The organism is Vibrio alginolyticus NBRC 15630 = ATCC 17749 (genome assembly GCF_000354175.2).
Taxonomy (GTDB): Bacteria; Pseudomonadota; Gammaproteobacteria; order Enterobacterales; family Vibrionaceae; genus Vibrio; species Vibrio alginolyticus.
In genome coordinates this window covers 31,146-56,465 of the sequence record NC_022349.1, presented here as the reverse complement: position 1 = coordinate 56,465, position 25,320 = coordinate 31,146, and the positions used below count along the sequence as shown (strand labels likewise).

The 25,320-nt window shown below is 45.0% G+C and carries 20 protein-coding genes; 7 read left to right on the top strand and 13 right to left on the bottom strand.

From position 1 onward, the window contains the following. Positions 1-20: 20 nt before the first annotated feature. The gene (locus N646_RS00235; protein WP_017820017.1) at positions 21-2,276 is read right to left on the bottom strand and encodes a DNA internalization-related competence protein ComEC/Rec2; all 2,256 of its coding nucleotides are present in this window, start codon (positions 2,274-2,276) and stop codon (positions 21-23) included. Positions 2,277-2,284: 8 nt separating this feature from the next. On the opposite strand from N646_RS00235, the gene N646_RS00230 reads away from it, so the two are divergent. After that, a complete protein-coding gene (locus tag N646_RS00230; protein ID WP_005387834.1) occupies positions 2,285-2,794 on the top strand; it encodes a DUF2062 domain-containing protein in 510 nt (169 codons plus the stop codon). 148 nt (positions 2,795-2,942) lie between these two features. Here N646_RS00230 and lolE read toward each other — a convergent pair whose 3' ends face one another. Genes lolE through lolC form a run of 3 tightly spaced genes read right to left on the bottom strand, consistent with a single transcriptional unit; the run spans position 2,943 to position 6,098 of the window. Next, a complete protein-coding gene (lolE, locus tag N646_RS00225; RefSeq protein WP_017820016.1) occupies positions 2,943-4,187 on the bottom strand; it encodes a lipoprotein-releasing ABC transporter permease subunit LolE in 1,245 nt (414 codons plus the stop codon). A gap of 2 nt (positions 4,188-4,189) precedes the next feature. Beyond that, positions 4,190-4,897 (bottom strand): lipoprotein-releasing ABC transporter ATP-binding protein LolD, encoded by a 708-nt coding sequence (lolD, locus tag N646_RS00220; RefSeq protein WP_005378457.1) that lies wholly within the window; start codon positions 4,895-4,897, stop codon positions 4,190-4,192. After that, on the bottom strand, positions 4,890-6,098 hold the full coding sequence (lolC, locus tag N646_RS00215) for a lipoprotein-releasing ABC transporter permease subunit LolC (RefSeq protein WP_017820015.1): 1,209 nt from the start codon (positions 6,096-6,098) through the stop codon (positions 4,890-4,892). The genes lolD and lolC overlap by 8 nt, the downstream gene beginning before the upstream one ends. 249 nt (positions 6,099-6,347) lie before the next feature. Between lolC and N646_RS00210 the strand changes: the two genes are divergently transcribed. The 4 genes from N646_RS00210 to N646_RS00195 all read left to right on the top strand — a co-directional run bounded on the left by N646_RS00210 (position 6,348) and on the right by N646_RS00195 (position 11,868). Further along, positions 6,348-6,917, top strand: a complete 570-nt coding sequence (locus N646_RS00210) for a hypothetical protein (protein ID WP_017820014.1) — start codon at positions 6,348-6,350, stop codon at positions 6,915-6,917. Between the two features lie 5 nt (positions 6,918-6,922). Further along, positions 6,923-10,384: a transcription-repair coupling factor gene (gene mfd, locus N646_RS00205; protein ID WP_017820013.1), complete on the top strand. Its 3,462-nt coding sequence runs from the start codon at positions 6,923-6,925 to the stop codon at positions 10,382-10,384. 7 nt (positions 10,385-10,391) lie between these two features. Continuing rightward, positions 10,392-11,159 carry a peptidoglycan binding protein CsiV gene (locus tag N646_RS00200; RefSeq protein ID WP_021707672.1) on the top strand — a complete coding sequence of 256 codons (768 nt, stop codon included), beginning with the start codon at positions 10,392-10,394 and terminating at the stop codon, positions 11,157-11,159. Between the two features lie 160 nt (positions 11,160-11,319). Continuing rightward, the gene (locus tag N646_RS00195) at positions 11,320-11,868 is read left to right on the top strand and encodes a GNAT family N-acetyltransferase (RefSeq protein ID WP_005387823.1); all 549 of its coding nucleotides are present in this window, start codon (positions 11,320-11,322) and stop codon (positions 11,866-11,868) included. A 75-nt stretch (positions 11,869-11,943) separates the two neighbouring features. Here the strand turns inward: N646_RS00195 and N646_RS00190 are convergent, their stop codons facing one another. The 7 genes from N646_RS00190 to hinT all read right to left on the bottom strand — a co-directional run bounded on the left by N646_RS00190 (position 11,944) and on the right by hinT (position 18,157). Further along, positions 11,944-13,233: an NAD(P)/FAD-dependent oxidoreductase gene (locus N646_RS00190; RefSeq protein ID WP_005378463.1), complete on the bottom strand. Its 1,290-nt coding sequence runs from the start codon at positions 13,231-13,233 to the stop codon at positions 11,944-11,946. 533 nt (positions 13,234-13,766) lie between these two features. Beyond that, positions 13,767-14,309 (bottom strand): alpha/beta hydrolase YcfP, encoded by a 543-nt coding sequence (ycfP, locus tag N646_RS00185; RefSeq protein ID WP_005378464.1) that lies wholly within the window; start codon positions 14,307-14,309, stop codon positions 13,767-13,769. A 75-nt stretch (positions 14,310-14,384) separates the two neighbouring features. After that, positions 14,385-15,266 (bottom strand): thiamine kinase, encoded by an 882-nt coding sequence (thiK, locus tag N646_RS00180; RefSeq protein ID WP_017820011.1) that lies wholly within the window; start codon positions 15,264-15,266, stop codon positions 14,385-14,387. A 24-nt stretch (positions 15,267-15,290) separates the two neighbouring features. After that, on the bottom strand, positions 15,291-15,881 hold the full coding sequence (gene lpoB / locus N646_RS00175; RefSeq protein ID WP_005378467.1) for a penicillin-binding protein activator LpoB: 591 nt from the start codon (positions 15,879-15,881) through the stop codon (positions 15,291-15,293). A gap of 66 nt (positions 15,882-15,947) precedes the next feature. Next, complete coding sequence (locus N646_RS00170) at positions 15,948-16,340, bottom strand: YcfL family protein (RefSeq protein WP_005378469.1); 393 nt, start codon at positions 16,338-16,340, stop codon at positions 15,948-15,950. Continuing rightward, positions 16,340-17,737, bottom strand: a complete 1,398-nt coding sequence (locus N646_RS00165; RefSeq protein ID WP_017820010.1) for a COG3014 family protein — start codon at positions 17,735-17,737, stop codon at positions 16,340-16,342. Before N646_RS00165 ends, N646_RS00170 begins: the two co-directional genes overlap by 1 nt. 69 nt (positions 17,738-17,806) lie before the next feature. Continuing rightward, the gene (hinT, locus tag N646_RS00160; protein ID WP_005378473.1) at positions 17,807-18,157 is read right to left on the bottom strand and encodes a purine nucleoside phosphoramidase; all 351 of its coding nucleotides are present in this window, start codon (positions 18,155-18,157) and stop codon (positions 17,807-17,809) included. Positions 18,158-18,426: 269 nt separating this feature from the next. On the opposite strand from hinT, the gene N646_RS00155 reads away from it, so the two are divergent. Both N646_RS00155 and N646_RS00150 read left to right on the top strand, forming a co-directional pair. Next, positions 18,427-20,418 carry a methyl-accepting chemotaxis protein gene (locus N646_RS00155; protein WP_017820009.1) on the top strand — a complete coding sequence of 664 codons (1,992 nt, stop codon included), beginning with the start codon at positions 18,427-18,429 and terminating at the stop codon, positions 20,416-20,418. Positions 20,419-20,581: 163 nt separating this feature from the next. Then, complete coding sequence (locus N646_RS00150; protein ID WP_017820008.1) at positions 20,582-21,742, top strand: DUF1887 family protein; 1,161 nt, start codon at positions 20,582-20,584, stop codon at positions 21,740-21,742. A gap of 155 nt (positions 21,743-21,897) precedes the next feature. Here the strand turns inward: N646_RS00150 and udp are convergent, their stop codons facing one another. Together udp and N646_RS00140 are read right to left on the bottom strand one after the other, a co-directional pair. Continuing rightward, positions 21,898-22,656, bottom strand: coding sequence for a uridine phosphorylase (gene udp, locus N646_RS00145; RefSeq protein WP_017820007.1), 759 nt, complete (start codon positions 22,654-22,656; stop codon positions 21,898-21,900). Positions 22,657-22,970: 314 nt separating this feature from the next. After that, positions 22,971-25,277 (bottom strand): zinc/cadmium/mercury/lead-transporting ATPase, encoded by a 2,307-nt coding sequence (locus N646_RS00140; RefSeq protein WP_017820006.1) that lies wholly within the window; start codon positions 25,275-25,277, stop codon positions 22,971-22,973. Between the last annotated feature and the right edge of the window lie 43 nt (positions 25,278-25,320).

The window sequence follows — 25,320 nt, the reverse complement described above, 5'->3', positions numbered from 1 at the left end:
ATTTTCTTACATTAAGACTCTCATTCTACTCCCTTACGCAGCATCTGCCTATACCAAGGCTCAAATGTATCGCTACGTTTGGTTTCTGAGCGCCAATTATCACGGTGAATAAAGAAGCTTACCTGACCACCCTCACCAGTATCAAGCCAAGTAATGCCAAGCTTTCGGTATGAAGCAACGACACTTTCCGCTGGCATTCCCCATCGATTGTTTTTTGCTAAAGAAGCAACCGCCACACTCGGGCTCACCGCCTCGATAAATCGAGGATTCGATGAACTTTTACTCCCGTGGTGAGGGACTAGCACCACATCGCTTTGTAACTTTCCGGGTTCTCTAAGCAAAATCCACTCGCTAATGGCCTCAATATCACCAGTAAAAAGCATACTAAAGTTAGAAATAGGGTCAGTAAGTCGTAATACACAGGAGTGCGGATTATACGCACGTTGAACAAGTGCAGGAGGCCAGAGCACTTCCATGTTTAATCCTTGCCATTTCCATTGGTCACCTCTAGTGCAAGGCTCATATCCGATAAAGAATTGACTACTAAGTTTACGCTGTGGAGAAAAGGCATCTTCAATGAAAAAGCGGCCGCCTGCGTGATCATTATCGAAATGGCTTAGAATCAGTGTATCTATGCTTTCATAACCTCGTTGATGCAAAACCGGAGTGACGACCTGCTCTGCGATACTGCCGCTTTGCCATGCTTTACCAGTGTCATACAGCAACACCTTGTCGTCTTTTTCTACAACCACTGCAAGGCCATGACCTACATCTAATACATCGATACGCCAATGCGGTTCATACTCCGATGCAAGCTTGATACTAATAACGATGCCGAGTAACAAATACCACGCGTACTGAGACATGAACCGTTGAAATATTAAGCAAACCACTATCGCCATAACCAGCATTGTCATTTCCATGCTAATAGGTTGCCAAGAACCTATTGCGTACTGTATTGACGTGCTCAATGGCTGTAATGACCAGTCCACCGAATGCCACAGAGGCTTCGCTATCACTTCAAGAAACAAAGATGAGAACAGGGCTAGAAACATCAAAGGTACAACGATAAATCCGAACCAAGGAATAAATACCAAGTTGTAGGCTATTGAGGACAAACTAAAACCGGAGAAGAAATGGCCACTAACAGGTACGATTAAAGCGCTCAACATCAATTGAGTAAGCAATAACGCTTTTAATCGCTCTTTCCAACCTCCCCTTTGATGTCGAATCAAATTAATTGCGAACAATACCGCACAAACGGAGAGGTACGATAACCAAAAGCTCATACTGTAGGATGCAAAAGGTTGGACAAGCAGTTGTAGAGATACTGCAAGCAAAAGAACTCGCCAAGAAGTCCAGTGCACCAGAGTATACTTCAGGAGAACGTAAACAACGCATACCGACACTGCTCGCGTAGTAGGCAGAGAGAAATCCGCTAACCAAGCGTAGGCAACAGCGAAGATCAGCCCATATAAGCTAGGTAACAACTGGTATTGGGGTAATAGATAACGAACGGTACCGCCCACGACTAGCCCAAAAGTAAACGCCATACCAATATGTAAACCAGAAATGGAGACCAAATGCAGTAAACCACTGTCCCTGAGCGCTTGCCAATCTTCCTTAGACAACCAAGAACGGTCAGCAAAAACTAACGCACTTATTAACGAGAAATGATGAAGGGAAGACACATCATCAGCGACATCGGCAATAATGGATTGACGCAGAGATACATTAGAACGAACAATCCACTTAGCGTCTTTGTTGACAACCGCTCGGGCGATAATATTTTTACCCATCGCGTGCTTTTCAGCATCAAAGCCAGCTTCGTTGCGTAGACCTGTAATCGGCTTTAACGAGATGGATGTCGTAAACTCACTGTTAACATCGAGTGGAAAAGGCGTAATAAGACGGATTTTAGGTTTAAGAAAAGGTAACAGAGTTTGAGAATTTACCGCTTCTATAGCGACAATACCTTCATAACCGTGACTTATTTGCGTAAAAGGGCTGTCAACTTTACCAATTATGGTAATATTCTCCCCTGCTTGAAAAAGGGCTTGTCTCTGAGACTCCAATACATTGCCGTGGACGATGACAACCATAAAGCCCGCAATTGCGCCTATGCTAATTAAGCCACGACGTAATTTGATTATTGAGCCAGTGGTTATTATTCCCAGCAGCAACCAACGCCAATCTGGTATTGTCGGCCACCAAGCTGACGAGATTACGCTCGCTACAAATAACGCCAAGGTCCAACTTTTTTCTGAGAGAGTCATGCTGTCCTATGCCTAGAAAGCTGATAAAACGCTTCATGCCAGATCATGAATTGATCAAACGCCAAAAAGCATTGAAGGTCTTCGGCAATGTGTTGTACAACCCGAACTTGTGGTGCTTAAACCGCCGCTCGGCATCAGGGGCTTTTGCTGTCGGGTTATTTATGGCTTTTGTTCCGCTGCCGAGCCAAATGATCATGGCCGCTGGCTTGGCCATTATGTTGGGTGTCAATCTGCCCCTCTCCGTCGCTTTGGTATGGATCAGCAACCCTATCACTATGCCTGTGCTATTTTACTTTGCGTACAAGCTAGGTGCTCTAGTGATGCGTCTTCCCCCGCAACCTTTTCACTTTGAACTATCGTGGGAATTCATCATGCAGCAAATGAGTACCATTGGACCTCCATTTCTATTGGGCTGCGCAATTTGTGGGGTTGTATCCGCGATTATTGGCTACTTCGGAATTCGAGGGCTTTGGCGCTACTCAGTGGTACGGAGCTGGCAAAAACGCAAAATAAGATAAGACCTTACTGCGTAAAAATCAGCATTTGAGCTATCAGTTGAGGGGCATCTAACAGTTAGAATGAAACGCGATGTTACTCAAGTCGGATAAATACAAAAAAGGACCGAATTCGGTCCTTTTTGTTTTTCGCATATTGTAAAACAATCAGCTATTTAGAACTCAGTACAGCCGCCGGATTCAACCTTGCGGCACGAGAAGCAGGATACCACGTCGCAAGTAAACTAAGCACTATCGCCGTCACTGACACCAATGCCACATCTGGCCAGTGTAGTTGTGATGGTAAGAAGTCGACGAAGTAAATATCGCCCGATAAAAACTGATGACCAATTAAGCTCTCTAACCCTTTAATTAACGGAGTCAGGTTTAACGCCACTAAGACACCGATAACACTGCCGACGAGACTGCCAAATACACCAGAGAATACACCTTGCCAAACAAAGATCCGTTTGATTAGGCTATCTTTTGCTCCCATTGTTCGCAAAATTGCGATTTCCGCCGCTCGGTCTTTCACTGCCATCATCAACGTAGACACAATATTAAAACATGCCACGCCAATCACCAGTACCATCACCAAGTACATAATGGTGCGCACGAGCTGAATATCGCGATACAAAAAACCAAACTTTTGCTGCCAGCTTTTCAAATACACATAAACATCAATCATGCTACCAACCTCGCGAACAATAGAAGGCGCATTGAGAACATCGTCAGTTTTTAGTGAAATGCCAGTGACCCCTTCCCCTAATCTCGCGTATTGCTGAGCATCCGCTAATGGTACTAACGCTAGAGAGTGGTCGATTTGGCCATTCAATGTTAAGAACCCTGACACCTTCACGCGCACTCGCTTAGGAGCCTGCACTTTATTTGCGCCGCCTGTTTGCGGAATCATCAACGTAACGTAATCCCCCACGGCGACATTTAGCTCGTTTGCTACACCTCGTCCTAAGATCACTTGCTGCTGACCGGCATAAAAGTTTTGCCAAGCTTCTTGGTCAATAAAATTCGATAAGCTCGACACCGCTTGCTCGAAAGTAGGCTCTACACCACGAACTTCTATCGCTTTTAGCTTACTGCCTTTTTCTGCCAAGCCCGTAAAACGAACGTACGGTGCTGCCGCAACAACATGTTCATGTTTTAGAGCTTGATTCATCGTTTTGGTGTAGTCATGAAGTGGTCCATTAACACCTTCTAACTCGCCGTGTGGGATCACAGACAACACACGCGATTGCAGCTCGCGCTCAAAGCCATTCATTGCAGACAAACCGATAATGATCACAGCAACGCCAACCGCAATACCAATAGTCGAAGAAAGCGATATGAAAGACACCATCTTGTTGCGCTTTTTCGCTCGACTGAAGCGACCACCAATCATCAAAGCTAAAGAGGTAAACAAAACTAGCCCTCCGCAGATGCTGTATCAGTCACAAAACGATCTACGAGCAAACCATCTTGCATGTGCATTTGACGATCCATTTTTGCTGCCAGCTCTTTGTCATGCGTGACAACCAAAAATGCAATGTTTGACTCTTTATTGAGCTCGCGCATCAAATCATAGATAGACAGTGCCGTATTGTGATCTAAGTTCCCCGTAGGTTCATCAGCCAAGACCAGATCAGGTTTATTCACCAATGCACGCGCAATCGCAACACGCTGACGCTCACCGCCCGATAACTCGGAGGGTCTATGTTGCATCCGATGACTCAAACCAACTTTATCTAACAGCGCTTTAGCCGCCTGTTTTGCATCCGCTACTTTAGCACCGCCAATCATCAGTGGCATCGCCACATTTTCAAGCGCAGTAAAGTCAGCCAACAAGTGATGAAACTGGTATACAAAACCAAGGTGCTTGTTGCGTAATGCCGCCTGTTTGTTCGAGCTCAAAGCTGATAGGTTTTGCCCTAGAAAATCAACTTCACCATGAGTTGCGTCATCTAACGCACCTAAAATATGCAATAAGGTACTTTTTCCCGAACCAGAAGAGCCAACAATAGAAACCAACTCCCCTTTGTCGATATCGAAACTTACGCCTTTCAACACTTCCGTATCTAACGAACCCTCTCGGTAGACTTTACGAATATCACGACATTCTAATAGCTTATTCATAGCGAAGTGCCTCAGCAGGTTTAACAGAAGATGCTCGATAAGAAGGATAAAGCGTAGCAGCAAGGCTAAGAGCAATCGCCAACACCACCACTAAAAGAATTTGCAGTGAATCAATCAAGATGGGTAGATGACCACCAAAGCTGAATAGCGCCACACCAGCAGATTCAAGAATCGCATTTAGATTAAGTGACAAGATCACGCCCGCAGCGCCACCAACAATCGCGCCAATTACACCACTGCTTGCACCTTGCACCATGAAAATGGTCATCACTTGAGATTGAGTCATGCCTTGAGTTTTCAATATTGCGACTTCTGATTGCTTCTCCATTACCACCATGATTAAAGCGGAGATAATATTGAATGCAGCGACACCCACAATTAGACCTAGCATAAGTCCCATCATGTTCTTTTCCATTTTCACCGCTTGGAAAAGCTCACCACGCTGTTCGCGCCAATCACTCCATTCCCATCCATCAGGCATGGGTTGGTCAGCAAAATCCGTCACCATAAATGGGTCAGAGAAAAAGACACGCCAACCAGAAACCGTGTCTTTAGGGAAACGCATCAGCTTAGATGCATCCGTCATGTTCACAATCATTAATTGACCATCAACGTCCGATCCCGTATTGAAAATGCCTGAGACAGTAAAGTTTCGCTGGCTAGGAATACGACCAAGTGGGGTAAACTGCGTCGCGTTGGTCACCATCAAGCGTACTTTATCCCCGATTGAGACCTTTAGTGAACGCGCCAAACTGTGACCCAAAAATACATTGTAGTCACCTGCATGAAGTGACGATAATCGTCCGGCAATCAAATGGTTGCTAATCGGATCGCCTTTCTTAGGTTCAATACCGATGAGGTAACCAGCCGTCAGCTGTGCAGAACTCTGAATAACAGCCTCTCCTCTAACGATAGGCTCCGGCTGAGATTCACTCGACATCGCTTGAACAAATGGAGGAGCAGACTCGGTCATAGGCGTTTTTCCATCGTGTTGCGAAACAACGGCATGAGGTAGCACACCTAAAATGCGTTCTTTTAACTGCGATTCAAACCCGTTCATCACAGAAAGAACCGTCACCAACGCCATTACACCGATCGTAATACCCGCCGTCGACATATAAGAAACAAATCGGCTGAACCTATCTCCAGAGCGTCCCCGAAGATACCTTAAGCCAATAAACAATGAGATAGGATGATACATATAAGACAAACCAACTGGTTGTTTTGATATAAAGCTTTAGCGGATTATCTTACCTTACTCTTCTCATTAAGAAGACAAGAGAATCGCTAAATTTGTCAACGACATGCAATAAGTCTGTATTTAGGGCAAAAAGTTCAAGGACAAATCGGCTAAACTTGATAACTTCATTCAGTTAGCGATAATCAGTGCCCTATTTCTCTTTGTTTGTTGAGTGAACAGGGAGCGCTCACTGGCAAAAGGATCGACTATATGACAGAGCAAGAATACTTTACCGTCCATCATAACCTCACCATCAACGTCGAAACGTTAAGTGAGGACTTTGCTTTGCCAGATGAAGAAACGTTTGTCTCCGAAATTCCAGCACCATTTATTGTCGCCAGTGAATTTAGTCACTTAGATATGTTGGCAGACAACGCGCGTCTAGAGCTGAAAAACAAAGAGTTAAAGCATGTGATCAACTTGCTTGATACGCAAAACGCGAAACTTAACCTCTTGTTGAGCTTTATGCTTTCACAACAAGATGACGCCTCCATTCGCTATCAAACGACGCAGTTCGGTGCTAGTCAACTCAGTTTCCGCTCAGGTACAGCGTTAACTACTCAACAACTCGTTCGTGTTAAACTGTTCCTCGATCACCCTGCTGCGGCGATTTACTGTTACGCTCAAGTAGAAGAATGTGATGCTTCAGAGCAAGATTTCATTATCACGCTTAGATACAAGATGCTCCGAGAATCTGATCAAGATTTACTGATAAAGGCGGCACTGTATCAACAACAAAAACTTTTACGTCAGCGCTCGATGGAGCGAGATAAAAAATAATTCCTATGACAAAAGCAACGATTCTTTCCGTCACCAACCCTTCAGAGCGTGGCGACAAAAAACAGCTAGGTAATTTGCCGGGCGCAGCTCTACCTCTAGCCATTGCAGAGCTAGCCAAGCAGCATTCGAGTCACTCGCTACTCGTTGTGCCTGACCCGCAAATTGCTTTAAAGCTTCAGGCAGAGATTGAGCAATTCACCGACCAAACGGTAAGCCTGTTCCCCGACTGGGAAACGCTGCCTTACGATAACTTTTCTCCGCATCAAGAAATCATCTCTGAACGTATCGCACGCCTATACCAACTGCCAAGTCAACGTGATGGCATAACCATCGTCCCGGTCAGTACAGTATTGCAACGCCAATCGCCACGTGATTTTTTGTTGCAACACACTTTAATGGTGAAAACTGGTGATCGAATCTCGCTAGAGAAGTTACGTGTACAACTTGAAAATTCAGGCTACCGCCATGTAGATCAAGTATTTGGGCCAGGTGAATATGCAAGTCGTGGGTCTATTCTGGATCTCTTTCCTATGGGCAGCAATGACCCGTACCGCATCGACTTCTTTGATGATGAAATAGATACCATTCGCACATTTGATCCAGAGAACCAACGCTCTATCGACGATATTCAGCAAATCCAATTGCTGCCTGCACATGAGTTCCCAACCACTAAAGAAGCGATTGAAGATTTCCGTACACGTTGGCGCACCCAGTTCGACGCACGCCGCGAGCCTGAATCAATCTACATGCAAGTGACCAAAGGCACGTGGCCCGCTGGTATTGAGTATTGGCAGCCGCTGTTTTTTGACCATACCGAGACTTTATTTGAATATTTGCCAGAAGACTCTCAAGTCATCACATATGGTGATATCGAATCTGCGGTCGATACTTTCTTAACCGATGTCGAATATCGATACGACCAGAAAAAAGTTGATCCGTTGCGCCCTCTTTTGACTCCTGAACAGCTTTGGTTGAAAAAAGACGAACTTTTCAGTCAACTAAAACAGCTCCCTATCACTCAATTGAGCCTAGATAAAGTGGTTAAGCGTGCCGGTCGTCAAAACCTACCCGTACAATCGTTAGCCGAGCTTGGCGTTCAGCAACAAAATAAAGAGCCGCTCTCGCGCCTTCGTCAGTTCAGTGAGCAATTCAGCGGAAAAATCGTTTTCTCGGTAGAGTCAGAAGGTCGTCGTGAAGCACTAACGGAGCTGTTGCAAGGCATCAAAGTTCGGCCGGTCGTACATGGCTCACTTTACCAAGCTCTAGACTCGGGTGATCGATTCAGCTTGATCTTAGGCGCAGCAGAGCATGGTTTCATTCACGAAGAGCTGAGCTTCGCTCTGATCTGTGAAAGTGATCTACTCGGTGACCGTGTTATCCAGCGACGCCGCAAAGATAAAAAAGCCGTCAACAGTGACACCGTTATTCGCCATCTTGCGGAACTAAAACCCGGTCAACCTGTGGTTCATATTGATCACGGTATTGGCCGCTACATCGGTTTACAAACACTTGAAGCCGGTGGCATGAAAACGGAATACGTCACCCTTGAGTATCAAAACGATGCCAAGCTCTACGTGCCAGTTTCATCACTGAATCTTATCAGCCGTTATTCTGGCGGCGCTGAAGAGAGTGCGCCACTGCATAAATTAGGTGGTGAAGCGTGGGCAAAAGCACGTCGTAAAGCGGCAGAAAAAGTGCGTGATGTCGCAGCAGAATTGCTGGATGTGTATGCTAAACGAGAATTAAAACCTGGCTTCAAATTTGAGCTAGATCGTGGGCAATACGCAACATTTAAAGCAACATTCCCGTTTGAAGAAACAGATGACCAAGCGATGGCCATCAATGCCGTATTGTCAGACATGTGCCAGGCAAAAGCGATGGATCGCTTAGTGTGTGGTGACGTGGGCTTTGGTAAAACGGAAGTCGCTATGCGCGCAGCATTTGTCGCAACGGATAACAGTAAACAGGTCGCCGTACTCGTACCAACAACCTTGCTTGCTCAGCAGCATTTCGAAAACTTCCGTGACCGTTTTGCCAACTTACCAATCCGAGTTGAAGTACTGTCTCGTTTTAAATCTGCCAAAGAACAAAAAGTCATTCTGCAAGACGTTGCCGATGGTAAAGTCGATATTGTCGTTGGTACGCATAAGCTGCTTTCGAGCGACATTAAATTCAAAGATTTAGGTTTGTTGATCGTTGATGAGGAACACCGCTTTGGGGTTCGTCAAAAAGAAAAAGTCAAAGCAATGCGTGCGGATGTGGACATTCTTACCCTCACCGCAACACCAATTCCACGCACACTGAATATGGCAATGAGTGGCATGCGAGACCTGTCGATCATCGCGACACCTCCTGCACGCCGTTTAGCCATTAAAACCTTTGTTCGACAAAAAGAAGAGCCAGTGGTCCGTGAAGCGGTACTGCGTGAAATTATGCGTGGTGGTCAGGTTTACTTCCTGCACAATCAGGTTGAAACCATTGAAAAAACGGCAGAAGACTTACAGAAACTCATTCCAGAGGCACGCATTACCGTGGCTCATGGTCAAATGCGCGAGCGCGAACTTGAGCGAATCATGAATGACTTCTACCATCAGCGCTTTAATGTGTTGGTGTGTACAACCATCATCGAAACCGGTATCGACGTACCAACGGCAAATACCATAATCATGGATCGTGCGGACAATCTTGGCTTGGCGCAGTTGCATCAATTACGTGGCCGTGTTGGACGTTCACACCATCAGGCCTATGCTTACTTATTAACGCCACATCCAAAAGCCATGACCAAAGATGCCATCAAGCGTCTTGATGCGATTGCTTCACTGGAAGACTTAGGTGCTGGCTTTACGTTAGCAACCCACGATTTAGAAATCCGTGGTGCTGGTGAGCTGCTTGGTGATGAGCAAAGTGGGCAAATTCAATCCGTTGGTTTTACACTTTATATGGAAATGCTGGAACAAGCAGTGCAAGCATTAAAAGAAGGCAAGGAGCCATCTTTGGATGAGCTGCTTCGTGAGCAAACTGAAGTGGAAATGCGAATCCCAGCGCTCTTACCAGATGATTACATTCCGGATGTAAACACACGACTGTCGATGTACAAACGCATTGCGAGTGTCACAAGCAGTGATGAACTATCAGAGCTAAAAGTGGAGCTGATTGATCGCTTTGGTTTGCTTCCAGACGCAACAAAGAACTTACTTGCCGTCTCAGAATTGAAAATTTCGGCCGGTAGTTTAAAAGCGAAAAAGATAGAAGCCCATGATAAAGGTGGATTTATCGAGTTTTACCCTGATGCTGACATAAATCCAGCGTATTTAGTTAAACTGCTGCAATCACAGCCGCAAAAATTTGCAATGGAAGGTCCAACTAAGTTCAAGTTTAGCGTACCATTGGTGGACCGACGTAAACGCATTCAGTTTGTTCAAGACTTACTGAATGATTTTAAACAGAATTTATTACCAACGAGCTAATAGTCGAATGAGAATACTGATCCCGTTATTGCTTCTATGTGTCTCAATGCCCTCTTGGGCACAGCGCCAATTTGATATTGAAGTGATCATTTTCAAGCGAGCAGTCGACGCTGAAAGCACAACAGAATCTTGGCCGAATCAACTGCCAAAAATCGATATGGAAAATGTCGGTAGCCTAGAGAGTGAATCCTACCGCCGCTCTAAAGGCGTGACACTTTTGCCAAGTTCTTCTTTCCGTCTCAACGCGCAAGAAGCGGCACTAAATAATCATGCCGGCTTTAAAGTGCTTAAACACGTAGCCTGGCGTCAAGGTGACCGAGGTAAATCTAGCGCCCCAATTTTCCGCATCGTTGGCGGGCGAGATTTCTCTGATTCTTATCAAGCAGATGGCCGCCCAATCAATGGCAATCAAACATTTTCCAGCGACGGTTACAGTGAAGAGACGGTCAATGGTCCTTTATATGAACTAGATGGTCGATTCCAAATATACGTACAGCATTACCTCTTCGCCGAAACAACACTAGATCTGCGCGAACCAAGTGTTAGAGAGGTGCGTTTTGAACCAACCTCAACTGAGCAATTGGCGGATGACTTAGGTGAAGTCGATGGTAACGTCCAAGTCGGTAACTTGGCAGAAATATCGCCGACAGTAACCGAAGAGAAATTCCTGAAGAGTTATCGAATGGATCAAAAACGTCGTATGCGTAGCAGCGAGACTCATTACCTAGATAACCCGTTGATGGGTATGATCATTCAAGTTCGTCGGGTTCGATAAGCACGAGCAGTTCGACAAAGCGCAGCAAAGCTGCGCTTTGTTTTTATCTGCTATACCTCAGTTATTCCTAACCAACGCAGAGCAAGGAAAATAGCTGCGTTCAAGTATAAATAGACAGCTTTCAATTTACTTACACTCAACATGGAAGTCGTATTAGTTCATGAGTCCAGACTTTGAAATCATTGCGCCCCGCTTAGCGCTCAAGCTCATCCCTGCTGAAGAAGCACATTCACTACAACGATTACTTGCAGAATCCCCTTCGCTGCACCAATGGCTTGACTGGTGTGATAAAAACGTCACATTGAAAACCGCGCAGGACTTTCTGTTGGCAACCCGTCTTAACTGGGTCAAAACTGAGGCTTTTGGTTTCGGTATCTATGAGCGGCAAAGTAACACTTTGGTTGGAATGGCAGCGGTTAATGAGTTATATCATACGTTTAATATGGCGAGTATTGGTTACTGGGTTGCCGACCGCTATCAACGGCAAGGCTATGCCCAAGAAGCCGTTAAAGCCTTAGCAGAATTCTGCTTCGCAAAGCTAAGTTTAACTCGACTAGAGATTGTTTGTGACCCCGACAACGAAGCTAGCCAAGCCTTAATTGAGTCCGTCGGTGCACAAAAAGAAGCCATCGCCAGAAACCGGTTTATTTTTCAGGGTAAGCCTAAAGATGGCGTTGTGTTCTCACTTTTACCGACAGATCTAACATAAAAAAAAGCCACCGACTTGCGGTGGCTTCTGCATTTTTTAAGATACAACACATCCACACAGAGTGGATTTAAAACCTTAGTGCAGCTTAAGGTTTGGACGCAGCACGCGATTAATGCGGCCGACGAGCATCATCAGACCGGTTTTGAATACACCGTGCAACGCCATTAGGTGCATGCGATACAATGAGATGTAAACGACACGAGCAATACGGCCTTCTACCATCATCGACCCTTTAGTTAGGTTCCCCATCAGACTACCAACGGTTGAGAAGCGACTTAGAGACACTAATGAACCGTGATCTTTATATACGTAGTCTTTCAACTCGCGCCCGTTGATCTTCGCGACGATGTTACTAAATGCCTGGCTTGCCATTTGGTGTGCAGCTTGAGCGCGTGGCGGCACGAACGAACCGTCAGACTGGGTGCATTGTGCTAAGTCACCAATAACAAAGATGTCATCATCTCGTGTTGTCTGTAGTGTGTTTTTCACTACAAGCTGATTGATACGGTTCGTTTCTAAGCCAGCGATATCTTTAATAAAGTCTGGAGCTTTGATACCCGCAGCCCAAACCATGATTTGAGCTGGGATCTTCTCACCATCTTTTGTAGTAAGGCCATCTTTTTCAGCTTTAGTCACCATAGTGGCGGTGCGCACGTTTACGCCCAACTTCACCAACTCTTGATGAGCAGCAGAAGAAATACGTGGAGGTAACGCTGGTAAAATACGCTCACCTGCTTCAATCAGATTGACGTTCAACTTGCTAGAATCAAGATCACCGAAGCCATAAGTGCGCAGCTCTTTAACAGCATTATGTAACTCAGCTGATAGTTCAACGCCAGTTGCACCAGCACCAACAATAGCAATATCGACCGTACCGTTACCGTTTTTCGCGTGCAGCTTTAGGAACTCGTTGTTCATTTCTGTACGGAAACGGTGTGCTTGCTCAGGGCTGTCTAGGAAAATACAGTTTTCACGAACGCCAGGCGTGTTGAAGTCGTTTGATGTCGAGCCAATTGCCATCACTAGAATGTCGTATTCTAGCTCACGGCTTGGCATAAGAAGTTCACCGTGTTCGTCTTTAAGCTCACTTAAGATGATCACTTTACGTTCACGGTCGATGTCTTGAAGACTACCCATTTGGAAGTCGAAGCTGTGGTTTTTTGCATGAGCTCGATAGCTCAGTGCATCTACTCCTTCGTCCAAAGAACCTGTAGCAACCTCATGCAATAATGGCTTCCACAAGTGGCTCGCTTTTCGATCGACTAGCGTAATTTGCGCACGGTTTTTGCGACCTAGAGTTCGACCAAGCTTAGTTGCCAACTCAAGACCACCTGCACCGCCGCCTACAACGATAATGCGTGTCACAATGATTTTCCTCTACAAAAATGAATATATGGGGTTCAGCTCGATGCATGACTCACAAACATTTGTGGCATCCATCCAACCGATGAATTCTTGGTTCTTAGAGGTGTCTCAATTACTTGGATTAAAAAACTGCCACTCACCTTGATTCTTTATCTATCAATGACTTGTCAGGGTTTGGCATGTTTATCTGGTACGCATACGACGCCAGAATTTTTTGGGCAAGTTTATTACTCGCTCTCAATTTTTTTTGATATTTATCAAATTATTTTAGTCCGGTTCATTATATAGAGACCAACTTTGAAGGCAACCAAAATCCGTGTAACGAGTACGGATTGACTACTTTTCGACTACTCTACAACAAGGTGTTCGTGCTACATAGGAGCGAAGTAAGAAAACGGTAAGGAGAACACAATATTCAAAGCGTTAAACCAAGAAAATGTGCCTTTCAAAGAGACAGTGGCTCGGCATACTCAAGAGAAGGAATCGCAGCAAAGCAGCCGATAAAAACGCCGCTTTACTGTCTACACTCAACATTAGTAAGTATTTTTAAATGCCTTTATCGCTTGTAAATGATGAGAGATTTTTTTGAACTTATGAGACTGAGTTTCATCCCAAATGATTTGATAGTGTTTTTCTAACTCAGCTGCCGTTTTCGAATTGTCATGCACTTCATCATCTTTAGAGAGAATCACTAAGCAGTGCGCTTGATTTTTCGCTCGGAACTGATCAACACATTTTGTTGCGATATCTTCATACTCTTCTGGGCGATCGATTCGACCAGCCATCGTTTTTTCTGGGTGCAAGTTCGGGTTGAACATCACTTGCTTGATACCGCATAGAAAACCAATTCGCTCAGACCAGTAACCACCTAAACCTACCCCACAGATTAACGGGTTTGGGTCATCAGATTGATCGATAACTTTAGACACTTCTTTTAACAAGTGTTGCATGTCGTGCTTTGGGTGAAGGGTGCTGTAATTGATAAAACGAACGTCGTCGTCGATAAATTGCAGTTGAAGAACTTTTTCGTGGTTACCCGGGCTTGTGCTGTCAAAGCCGTGTAAGTAAATAATCATCTGTACCTCTCCCTGTGTGTATCTGGTACTTTTATTAAAACTACCACTATTTCCTTACTGTTAAAGGGGAAAATATCACGAGTTCTCAAAACAGTGATCTTCCATACACAATGAGCCTTTCAACTCATACGCACTGTTTAAGTATTGTTCATTTCCCCACAATTTATAGGCAAGTAGATACCAGAGCATCGCCATCACCAAGGTTCTTGGTTGCCAAGCATGTACACCTCTCAGCCAAAGAGACACATCTTCGATACCTCGAATTTGGCAATACTGCTTTACCGCTTCTTCCACAGGCGAATTCGCGACCTGAATAGTTAAGGTCAAATCAAGCCTAGGGTCAGCAATCCCGGCATACTCCCAATCAATGACTTTCACCCCATTCTCTCCTCGCACTAGGTTATAACACCCCAGATCGAAGTGACATAGGGCAAGTGGAACAGGTTCAACGTTCGGTTCCGTGCGCCACTTCATGTACAAAGCATCAAACTCCGTACCCACATACTGACCATCAAGCTCAAGCCAATAATGATCGATGCGAGAAATATATGAAAATGGAACCAAAGGAATTGCGCTTATCGGATATTGATGAATCTTCGCCGCAATGGATAATAAATCGCTTAGTGCTAAGCCTGACTCCGTCAGAGCCTCTCCTTCTATCCATTCCACCAGCAACCCTTGCTCATGAATAAAAACTGGCTTGGGGCCAATTTCCAATGAAGAGACTGCATTCAGCACTTGATATTCACTGTGACGAGAAATTGAAAAAGCCTTGCAGACATGACTGGTCGGTCGCCAGATGTATGCAAGGCCTTGAGAAGATTCTAACCGCCAACAGCGGTTGGTTAGCCCCCCGGTAACAGTTTGTACTTTTACCGGAGGCTCCGTAAAGAAGCCATCGAGAGCATTAAGACTCGGATCTAACTGTTTTGCTTGTTGCCAAGAAAACCATGCCATTGATGACTTCTCCACCCTGTTCGATTAAAGACCGAATAGGCTCTTAGATTGCGCTTTACGAATTTCAGTTTCATCCGCCCACTCAATCAAACCTGTTTCTAGGTCCATTAGGCGCATGGTCATCTTGTAGTATACATCTTTATCGCTACCTGCATTTTTCACAATGCTAGATAGGTTGCCGTAAAGCATGTATTGAGCACCAACCATTTTACCAAATTGGATAGCTGTGCTTTGGTTAACAAGCTCATCCGTGTTTTGGAAGTTAAGTTGTTCACGCACAGACTCAACACGATCCATATCAACAAAACGGAACTTACCTGAGTTCAACATCTTAGTAGAGATCGTGTCAGTAATGGATTCAGTGTCAATATGTTCACTGGTTTTGTTCTTAATTCGCTCAACAAAAACGATAGGACGTTGGTCACGAGTAATTGCTGCTACAGAGCCCGACATCATCATGCTATCCACCATTTCAGCCGCGATTTTTTGTAAATCTGTTGAGCCAAAATCGATAGTCGTGGTTTCTGTTGCTTGCGCATCGCCGTAAGAGACTTTGTTAGAACAGCCACCTAAAATGACGGCAAGACCTAAAAGAGCAATAATACTTTTTTTCATGAGAGTTCCTTAGTTTTTCAATACCAGCGCATCGTTAGCGCGGCAGCTTCGGCAGAGCCGTTAAGATTAATCGTCTTGTGCTTCTCTAATTTGCACACGGAATTTTGTGCCATTTGGATTCACAGTAACTTCAGATAACGTGACTTGCTCAAATCCTCGCACAATCATTTTTCGCCACGGACCAGGTTTGGTATTCACTTCTAAACCATTGTTGTCATACCAATAAAATCGGTAAAGAATGTGCTGATCACCTTTGTAATTGCTACTCAGCTGCACGACTCCTCGTGGGCGATCATCAACGTAAGTGGTGGTGATGTTGTCAACTAATAAGCGACTACCTAAAACGTTATCATTAAAAAATACTTTTTGCGTTTGGCCATCAATTCGAATACCAGCCGTGTTTTCGGCGCATCCAACTAAACCAATAGCCATTGCTAAACAAACAAGCCATGCTTTCATTACAGTCTCCCTAGCTGTTTATGCCACACGGTTGAGTGTGCTCCCTGACGAGATACCCATACCAATGTAGTCTGCTGTGCAGGCACTTCAAACTGATAGGTTTGATCACCCAAGTTTAAACTTTGTGTTCCCGGTTTCACGATTTTTGAAGCCGTTTTCACTTGCGCTGGCAATGTTTGCCAACTTCTTGTATCTGGCTGTTCGGTCAATGTGTTCCATACATTGAAAAGTATGTTGCCCACATCATCGCCTTTTTTCGCCGCCTCTTTTCGGATTCGATCTTTTGCCCAAACACGAAGAGCTTGACGGATCACTATTGTAGTAAGACGTTCATTAAGATCGTTTTGCGCCATCGCATTAACATCAGTCAGCGTACTGGAAGGCAATACCTGACCATTTAAAACAACATCGCTAAAACGTTGAGCACCTCGGTTCTGATAATAAGGAAGCGCCAACGAATAAATCGCGCCATTATCGCGACTGTCGTAAATCGGTAAATCAATACGCCACCCTTTCATCGCCTCAACAACACCCTGCTCATCAATAACGATGACTCGCCCTTGTGACTGAGTTAATCCAGAAGGTGCTTTGCCATACCGCTTCTCTAGCATGCGCAAGTCTTCACGCATGCCCAGCTTCTTAGCAGCGTATAAGGTGCTTTCCACAACTTGCTTGTTGTCTGGCATTACAGCGAGTGCTCGTCGGTAATCAACATAAGCACTGTTTAAGTCTCGCGACGCTTCATATAACAAGCCAGAAAGATAGAACAGATAACCATTTTGTACCGCGCTTAGTTTTTTACCAGCATCAGGGTAGTTCGCTAACACACTGCCTAAATTGGCAGACATGCCTTGCTTGTTAAGGTCTTTCTCTGCTGCTTTTAGCTCTTTTTCACGCGCCTTTCTTGCTGCTTCCTGAACTTGATTAGCTCGACGCACTTCAACTAGTGCCCCTTCTAAATCGTTTTTCTGTAAGTAATTTAGTCCTAGATACAGGTGCAAAAAGCCAAGTTCGTAATCGGCGGGATGATAATCTTGGAGATTGTCGTTCACTGCGAGAGAGCCGACGCTCGTTGCCGTGTCTGACACAGATATCGTCGCTCGATCTTGTTGGACACGTACGGCACGATCGCTGCTTTCTAGCGCATTCAAACTTGTCGGGTAATCTTCAGCAAGAAAAGAGATACGACCTTTTTCAAAATTGCCAAGTATCTCGCCACCCACTTCACTTGATTGAAGTTGTTTTGCTTTGTCATATTCCCCTGCAACAACGGCTTGATAAACTTCTTGATTCTGGTTGCTGTAATGGCTAAACAGATTGCCCGCAGATAAATTCGCGCAGCCAGAGGCCATTAAAGCCCAGCTCATCAGCCCTAACAGCTTTACACCTAGTTTCACATTTATCTCCACAAATGTGTCATTCGACAGGAAAAAGAAGCGGGTGAATCGCCACCCACTTTTAAAAGCTTAGCTCAATACCATTGGACCTAGAGGGCGGCCGCCTAGTAGGTGCATGTGAATATGGTAAACCTCTTGGCCACCATGTGGATTACAATTAACGATCAGGCGATAGCCGTCTTCAGCAATACCTTCTTCTTTCGCTAACTTTCTAGCAACAGTGAACAAACGCCCCATCATTGCTTCATCTTCAGCTTCTACATCATTCGTTGTTGGGATCAGTTTATTCGGAATAATGAGAATATGGCTTGGTGTGCGAGGGTTAATGTCGCGAAACGCAGTCACCAAATCATCTTGATAAAGGATATCGGCAGGGATTTCCTTGCGAATAATTTTACTAAAGATCGTTTCTTCCGCCATGAGGACTCCATTTTATAAACGTAATTAGACCCCAATTAGTATGCGCCAACCAAAAGCGGAGCTCAATAAAAACAGTGTTCACTTAACATTATTAATCAAATGCTAATTAACGAGGCTTTTTTTGTCGTGTGCGTCATAAAATGCGCGTCACAAACTGAATACAATCCAATGAATTTTGTTACTTTTTTAAGACAATTATTATTTTTATACCCAAGTAAATTCAAAAATACTTGGGTAGCTTGTCTATTTTTGGGAGAGGAAGCTCACTTATGCGAGGTTCAGTTATTAAAAGGATGTATGCCGGCTTTGCACTGATCATCATCCTATTTGCCGTCACAATTGCCATTATGATGGGAGGAATGAGTGATATTCACGGAAAATTTAGCACGGTTTCTAAATCATCCCTACCGTTGGTATCGTTATCTAATCAAACCAGTGTTGAGCTGCTTTCTGCCGACAAATCATTTAAAGACTTCCTGACGACAGAGAATAAACAACGCATGGATGAAATGCGTCAGGAATTTGCTAGATCTCAACAGCGCTTCGAATCCACATTGGCTCAACTGAAAACCGCAAGCCAAATCTACCCTTCTCTTGCCGAACCGTTTTCACAGTTAAAAACGTTAGAGCAGAGCTATTTTACAGAAGCTCTAGAGGCCATGGACAACTACGAAGCAATGTTCGCGGCTCAAGAAGAAGTGCAAAAATCCTCACGCCGCTTCCAAAAACTGAATACCGAACTGTCGGTTGGTCTTAAAGAATATGTGGCAGATCAAACCAGCATTTCTGTCAAAGTCATGGCAAAGAGCTACTTTATCAAGTTAAAAGATGCCGAAGTAATTACCTCTGATGCCCTCGCCAGTTCCAACCCTGAGTTTGTTACGCAAGCCGTAGCTAAAAACCGCAAAGCAGTAACGCACTTGAATTACGCATTCCGCGGGTTGGTGACTCAACTTCCTGAGCTAGAAAAAGCATTTGGCGAATCTGTAGAGCAATTTACTCGCGACGTTGGTATGCGTGGCGGTGTGTTAGACCAACATAATAATTACCTCAATGCTCGCGCCGCTTTGTATAACAATATCGCCAACCTAGCAAATAAAGTGGATTCAACCATGGCGATTCTTGAGCAATTCACGACAACCGCAACAGATAAGCTCAATGAATCATTGGCAGATGCAGGTGACATATATTCGGCGGGTGTAACGAAAGCCATCATCATTGGCGTTATTGTCGTTTTACTCGCGACAGCGATTGGCTACCACATCGCACAAAGCGTTCGCGAACCGTTGACTCGTATTCTAAAAGTGTTAGAAGGCCTGACTGAAGGTGATATGACACAGCGTATCGATATTCGCTATAACAACGAATTCAGCCGTGTGAGTGGACACATTAACTCACTCGCCGACAACCTTCACGAGATCTTGGTGAAACTCAACGAAGCGTCAGAAAACCTATCGTCAACCGCGACAGCCAACGAACGCACCTCTTCGCAAGCACAAATTAAATTGAGCTCTCAACGCGAACAAACGGCAAACGTCGCTACCGCGATGACAGAAATGTCTCATTCAGTGCAGGAAGTCGCGCAAAGTGCGCAAGGCTCGCTAGAAATGGTGCAACGCGTCGAATCTGCCTCTGAAGAAGGCAGAAATGTTATGAGCAGTAACATCTCAACCATTAATCAACTAGAAACACGTTTGAACGAATCGGTCTCCGCAGTTTCTGAGCTACAAAAGATGAGTGGTCAAATTGGATCTATCCTTGATGTGATCCGCAACATTGCGGAGCAAACCAACCTACTGGCATTGAACGCGGCAATTGAAGCGGCTCGCGCTGGTGAACAAGGTCGCGGCTTCGCGGTAGTGGCAGATGAAGTACGAGTACTCGCATCAAGAACGACTCAATCAACCACTGAAATTGAATCTATGATCAGTAATCTGCAATCCAGCTCACAATCGGCAAACCAAGTCATACAAAGCTGTATGAGCGATATGGAGATGTCGGTTGAGCAAGCGTCAAAAGCGAACAGCTCAATGGAAGAGATCCAGGCGCTAATCATTGAGATCAGCCAAATGAGTACGCACATTTCACAAGCAGCAGCAGAGCAAAGTGAAACATCAACAGACATTGCTCGCAGCATTGAAGATATTAACAGCATCGCCGATGAAAGTTTCCAAGCCATGTCGAGTATCGCACAAACCAGTGAATCACTGACCCACTTGGCTCATCAGCAAAATGAATTGGTCCATCGCTTTAAGTTATAAATACTTTATAATTAAGAGCATTAATTAGTGCAATCAACTGTATAAGGGCGACTTTTTGTTAAGTCGCCCTTGTTTTTTGTCGGCCATGTCTACATATGATTAATAAGGCCAGCTCATCCCCTTGCACAACTCTTTTCGAGCGGCCTCATAAAAAGGAAAATCTATGGCTGTTCATGTTGGTATTATCGACCAAGACCCAGTGAGATTGGTCACTCCTCTATTAGATAATCGTACGCTAAGCACACATATCGTCTTCATCGGAGACAAGAGCCAGTTAGATATATTTGACCGACTGAGTGCCGTTTTAGATCAACGAGAAATTACTTCTGAATTTTTTGAAATTCCATCCGCTGTTAATACATCTCTGATCAAACAAGCAATTCAAAAACTGGCAAAAGACCTCCATGAACGCGGCGAAGATGTAAAATTGAACGCGAGCTGTGGTCTTCGTCATCGCTTGTTGTCGGTGTACGAAGTTTTCCGTACCTATCGCTGGCCAATTTTTGTGGTAGAGCCTAGTAGCGATAAGCTTTGTTGGTTATACCCTGATGGCAAAGAAGATACCCAAGTCGAAGATCACATTACGATTGCAGATTACCTCACTATCTTTGGTGCACGCGGCGAGTTTCACCACGTTGATTTACCACCTCTTCTTGATAAAAAATTGTATGAACTTGGTGAACGATGGGCCTCAAATGCGCTTGAGCTTGGGCCAGGTCTAGCAACACTTAACTACCTTGCAACCACATGCCGCAAAGAACAAAAGCTTGATGTCGAGCTCTCCGAAAAACAGCAGGGCTACCGTGAGCTCAACATGTTGCTTTCAGATTTAGTAGAAGCAGAAATCGCCACCTATGAGAATGGCATTTTAACGTTTGCAGATGAAGATGCTCGACGCTTTTCAAACGGTGAGTGGTTAGAGACTTTGGTTCACAGCACTGTGAAACAAATCCAAGACACCATGCCAACGATCCAAGATCGATCGTTAAATGTTCAGGTTTATCGCAAACTTGGTGAAAGTGAAGTACGCAACGAGTTAGATGTCGCAACAGTTGTAAACAACAAGCTGCACATCATCGAGTGCAAAACCAAAGGCATGAGAGATGACGGCGACGATACTTTATATAAGTTAGAATCGCTTCGCGATCTATTAGGTGGCTTACAAGCGCGCGCAATGTTGGTGAGCTTCCGTCCTCTTCGTCACAATGACATTACTCGTGCTGAAGACTTAGGGCTAGCCCTGATTGGCCCTGATGAGCTTAAAGATTTAAGAACGCACTTAACTGCTTGGTTTAAAGACGCGGGCGGTTCAGACGAGATCTAGTGCCATTAAGAAAGCTAAAATTCACAACGATAAAAAGCAGCATTAATGCTGCTTTTTCATACCTAAATTTTAGCAGTACGCATTTCTATAAGTAGAAAAAAACCAGAGGTTAGCCTCTGGTTTTTTCTGTTTGTTTAAATGCCAACTATAGCGGCTTAAAGCATTTTACGCGCTGCTTCTACAACCACTTTAATTGAACGCGCTTCCGTTTCTTTCAGAGTTGAATGATCTGGAATCTCTTTTTGTGTACGGTTGATGATAACACCAGCCACACAACCCGCTTTTAAACCAGAGCTCGCACACATTGTTAGCAGTGTTGCAGACTCCATCTCGAAGTTAAGTACGCCCATGTCTTGCCATTCTTGCATAGAGCCTTGGAAACGCTTAACAACACGACCAGAGAACGTATCGTAACGTTCTTGACCAGGGTAGAACGTGTCGCTTGATGCAGTCACACCCATGTGAACCGTAGCGCCAGACTCTTCTACCGCTGCTTTCATTGCGGTTGCTACTTCAAAGTCAGCAACTGCTGGGAATTCCATAGGAGCAAAGTGTAGGCTCGCACCGTCAAGACGAACTGACCCCGTCGTTACGATCATGTCACCCACGTTTACATGCGGTTGAATTGCACCCGTTGTACCAACACGTAGGAAAGTGCGAACACCAAGCTGTGCCAATTCCTCAACTGCGATAGAGGTAGAAGGACCACCAATACCTGTAGAACAAACCACAACAGGTTTACCGTCTAGCTCTGCACGGTATAGCGTGTATTCACGATGGCTTGCTAGAAATACTGGATTTTCCATTTGTTCTGCGATTTTTTGAACACGCGCTGGGTCACCAGGAATGATCGCTAGAGTCGCACCATTAAGATCAGCTTCAGTAATACCTAAATGGAATACAGCTTGAGACATAAGTCGCTCCTTATTGTGGCTTATTTTATGAACAATAAGCTCATTAATCAGTTATTGGGTACAGATGCACTGTAGCGAACCTTTCACCAACATAGAGTGATCACAATCACAATGACAAAATGTAATGAAAATGAAATTTCAAACAAAACTGGTATTGATCACACTTTAAGGGGCATTAGATCATTTTGTTGCATAGCAATGCGTGATTTCAAGGACGAGAAAAACGTCTGATCGCATCAGGTGAATACGGTTAAAAAAAGCCCGATACACGAATGCCTCGGGCTATTAATGAGTGGGATCAATGGTTAGGTCAGTTATTTAATCTGCTTGGACTCAAAACGAAGTAATCTCAACGCATTCAATGTCACCAGTGCTGTTGCACCACTGTCGGCTAATACAGCAACCCACAACCCAGTAACACCAAGTAAACTTGTCACTAAGAATACACCTTTCAAACCTAGCGCTAACGCGACATTCTGACGAATGTTACTTAGCGTCGCACGCGACAGTTCTATCATGGCAGGTAGCTCAATCAACCGGTTGTGTGTTAACGCCGCATCAGCAGTCTCGAGCGCAACATCCGTACCGCCTCCCATCGCAATACCAATGCTCGAAGCTTTCATGGCTGGAGCATCATTGATACCGTCTCCCACCATCGCAACGGTATGTTGTTGTGATAGTTTCTCGACGTAATGCACCTTGTCTGCAGGTAACAAACTCGCTTTATAATCCAAGCCTATTCTATTTGCCATTGCTTCTGCACTTCTCGGGTTGTCACCCGTTAGCATCACCGACGTGACCCCAAGTTCCTTCAACATTGCGATGGCTTGCTGGGCATCTGAGCGCAATGTATCTTGCCATGCGATCACGCCAATGACCTCGTCATCGTAACGAACAATGACAACCGTTTTACCTTGTTGTTCCAACGTAACCACTTGCTCTTTGGCTTCTTGAGAAAGTGGAAAGTCTGCCTTTGAAGGCGTGACCACTTGGACCATTTTTCCATCGACGTAACCAGTGACACCAGAGCCTACTTGCGCGGTTTTATCCAACGCTTCAGGAATAGTAAGCCCCTGCTCTTGCACTTTGGTAACTAAAGAAACCGCTAGAGGATGACTTGAACCAACCTCGATTGACGCAGTTAGGCTAAGTAACTTGTCTTCATCCATATCAAAAGCAAAGACGTCGGTCACTTCTGGTTTACCTTGCGTCAGTGTCCCAGTTTTATCAAATGCGACAGACTCAACCTTGCCAAGCAACTCAAGCGCCGCTCCACCTTTGATCAATGCGCCCCGCTTAGCCGCTGCCGCCAAGCCAGAAGTGATCGCCGCAGGCGTTGAAATGACTAATGCACATGGACAAGCAATCAACAGCAGGGCGAGTCCTCGATAGATCCACGTTTCCCACGGTTGGGCAAATAGTAATGGCGGCGTAACGATAACCATCAGAGACACCAACATCATTAGTGGCGTATACCAACGGCTAAATTTATCAAGAAAGCGTTCTAATGGTGCCTTACGGGATTCTGCTTCTTCAATCAAATGAAGAATTCGATCTATCGCATTCTCGCCCTGACGGGAAGTCACCTGTAAACGAACCACTTTATCGACAACCACAGCCCCGGCCATCACTTTGCCACCGGTTTGATGTTCAACGGGAACAGATTCTCCCGTTAACGCACTTTCGTCAAAACTCGCAAGCGCATCTTGCAAAACACCGTCGGCAGGCAAACGACCTCCGGGTGCGACTTCTATGATATCCCCTGGTTTAAGCTGCGCAGCTGGTACTTCTTTGCGTTCACCATCAATAATTAAAATTGAATTTTCTGGGACTAAGTCCATTAACGCCTGGACACCGCTTCGCGCGCGAGATGATGCATATGCTTCTAACTTTTCACCAATAAGGAAAAGCAATAACACCATTGCGGCTTCGGCGGTTTCACCTAAATATAAAGCGCCGAGCGCCGCTACACTCATTAACGTTTCAATCGCAAAAGGCGTACCGCTACGCGCCAACTTAAATGCTTTGAGCGCGATTGGGTATAAACCAAGTAAACACGTCAAAGTGAATAACCAAGCGCTTATTTGAGGGTCGATCTTAGAAATTACTGCCGCAGTAGCCATTGCACCAGCAATCGAGAGAATTTGGATGTTGTCTCTTATGACGCCAAGCCAGCCTTTCTTTGTAGTGCTTGGTTTTGGAGCATCAAGTGAAGAGAGCGGGAAACCCGTTTTTTGGGCTGTCTGCTCTATCGTAGCTATCAGCTCTAGACCATCAAAATCGACGACCAGTTTTTCTGTTGCAAACAAAACCTTGGCTTGGCTGACGCCTTGTAAAGACGTAATGGCTTTCTCAAGCTTTTGCGCACAAGATGGGCAATCCATACCTGACACAAGCCAAGCGTTCCGAACGGAGGAATTACTCTCCCTTGTGGGATCGTCTTCCTCGCCTGTGTCAACGCTGCAGCCTCCTCCACTACAGCAAGAGCTTTCAGAAACATCAACACTGGCCTGAGAGATATTGAGCGAAGATTTTACTGGCGCACAGCATGACTCGCTTGCACCAAGCGGCACCGCAGTTTTGATTTTGCTAGATTGGCAACCTTGATGTTTTGTACACATAATTTTTTCCTTATTGGTATCGGTGATTTACCTATTGCTAAGG

What these genes read in the sequence shown, in the direction of transcription:
- N646_RS00155 (WP_017820009.1), top strand. Translation starts at nt 18,427, where the DNA reads ATGCGAGGTTCAGTTATTAAAAGGATGTATGCCGGCTTTGCACTGATC.
- N646_RS00150 (WP_017820008.1), top strand. Translation starts at nt 20,582, where the DNA reads ATGGCTGTTCATGTTGGTATTATCGACCAAGACCCAGTGAGATTGGTC.
- mfd (WP_017820013.1), top strand. Translation starts at nt 6,923, where the DNA reads ATGACAAAAGCAACGATTCTTTCCGTCACCAACCCTTCAGAGCGTGGC.
- udp (WP_017820007.1), bottom strand. Translation starts at nt 22,656, where the DNA reads ATGTCTCAAGCTGTATTCCATTTAGGTATTACTGAAGCTGATCTTAAT.
- N646_RS00210 (WP_017820014.1), top strand. Translation starts at nt 6,348, where the DNA reads ATGACAGAGCAAGAATACTTTACCGTCCATCATAACCTCACCATCAAC.
- N646_RS00195 (WP_005387823.1), top strand. Translation starts at nt 11,320, where the DNA reads ATGAGTCCAGACTTTGAAATCATTGCGCCCCGCTTAGCGCTCAAGCTC.
- N646_RS00230 (WP_005387834.1), top strand. Translation starts at nt 2,285, where the DNA reads ATGCCTAGAAAGCTGATAAAACGCTTCATGCCAGATCATGAATTGATC.
- N646_RS00140 (WP_017820006.1), bottom strand. Translation starts at nt 25,277, where the DNA reads ATGTGTACAAAACATCAAGGTTGCCAATCTAGCAAAATCAAAACTGCG.
- N646_RS00200 (WP_021707672.1), top strand. Translation starts at nt 10,392, where the DNA reads ATGAGAATACTGATCCCGTTATTGCTTCTATGTGTCTCAATGCCCTCT.
- thiK (WP_017820011.1), bottom strand. Translation starts at nt 15,266, where the DNA reads ATGGCATGGTTTTCTTGGCAACAAGCAAAACAGTTAGATCCGAGTCTT.
- N646_RS00235 (WP_017820017.1), bottom strand. Translation starts at nt 2,276, where the DNA reads ATGACTCTCTCAGAAAAAAGTTGGACCTTGGCGTTATTTGTAGCGAGC.
- ycfP (WP_005378464.1), bottom strand. Translation starts at nt 14,309, where the DNA reads ATGATTATTTACTTACACGGCTTTGACAGCACAAGCCCGGGTAACCAC.
- lolC (WP_017820015.1), bottom strand. Translation starts at nt 6,098, where the DNA reads ATGTATCATCCTATCTCATTGTTTATTGGCTTAAGGTATCTTCGGGGA.
- lolD (WP_005378457.1), bottom strand. Translation starts at nt 4,897, where the DNA reads ATGAATAAGCTATTAGAATGTCGTGATATTCGTAAAGTCTACCGAGAG.
- hinT (WP_005378473.1), bottom strand. Translation starts at nt 18,157, where the DNA reads ATGGCGGAAGAAACGATCTTTAGTAAAATTATTCGCAAGGAAATCCCT.
- lpoB (WP_005378467.1), bottom strand. Translation starts at nt 15,881, where the DNA reads ATGAAAAAAAGTATTATTGCTCTTTTAGGTCTTGCCGTCATTTTAGGT.
- N646_RS00170 (WP_005378469.1), bottom strand. Translation starts at nt 16,340, where the DNA reads ATGAAAGCATGGCTTGTTTGTTTAGCAATGGCTATTGGTTTAGTTGGA.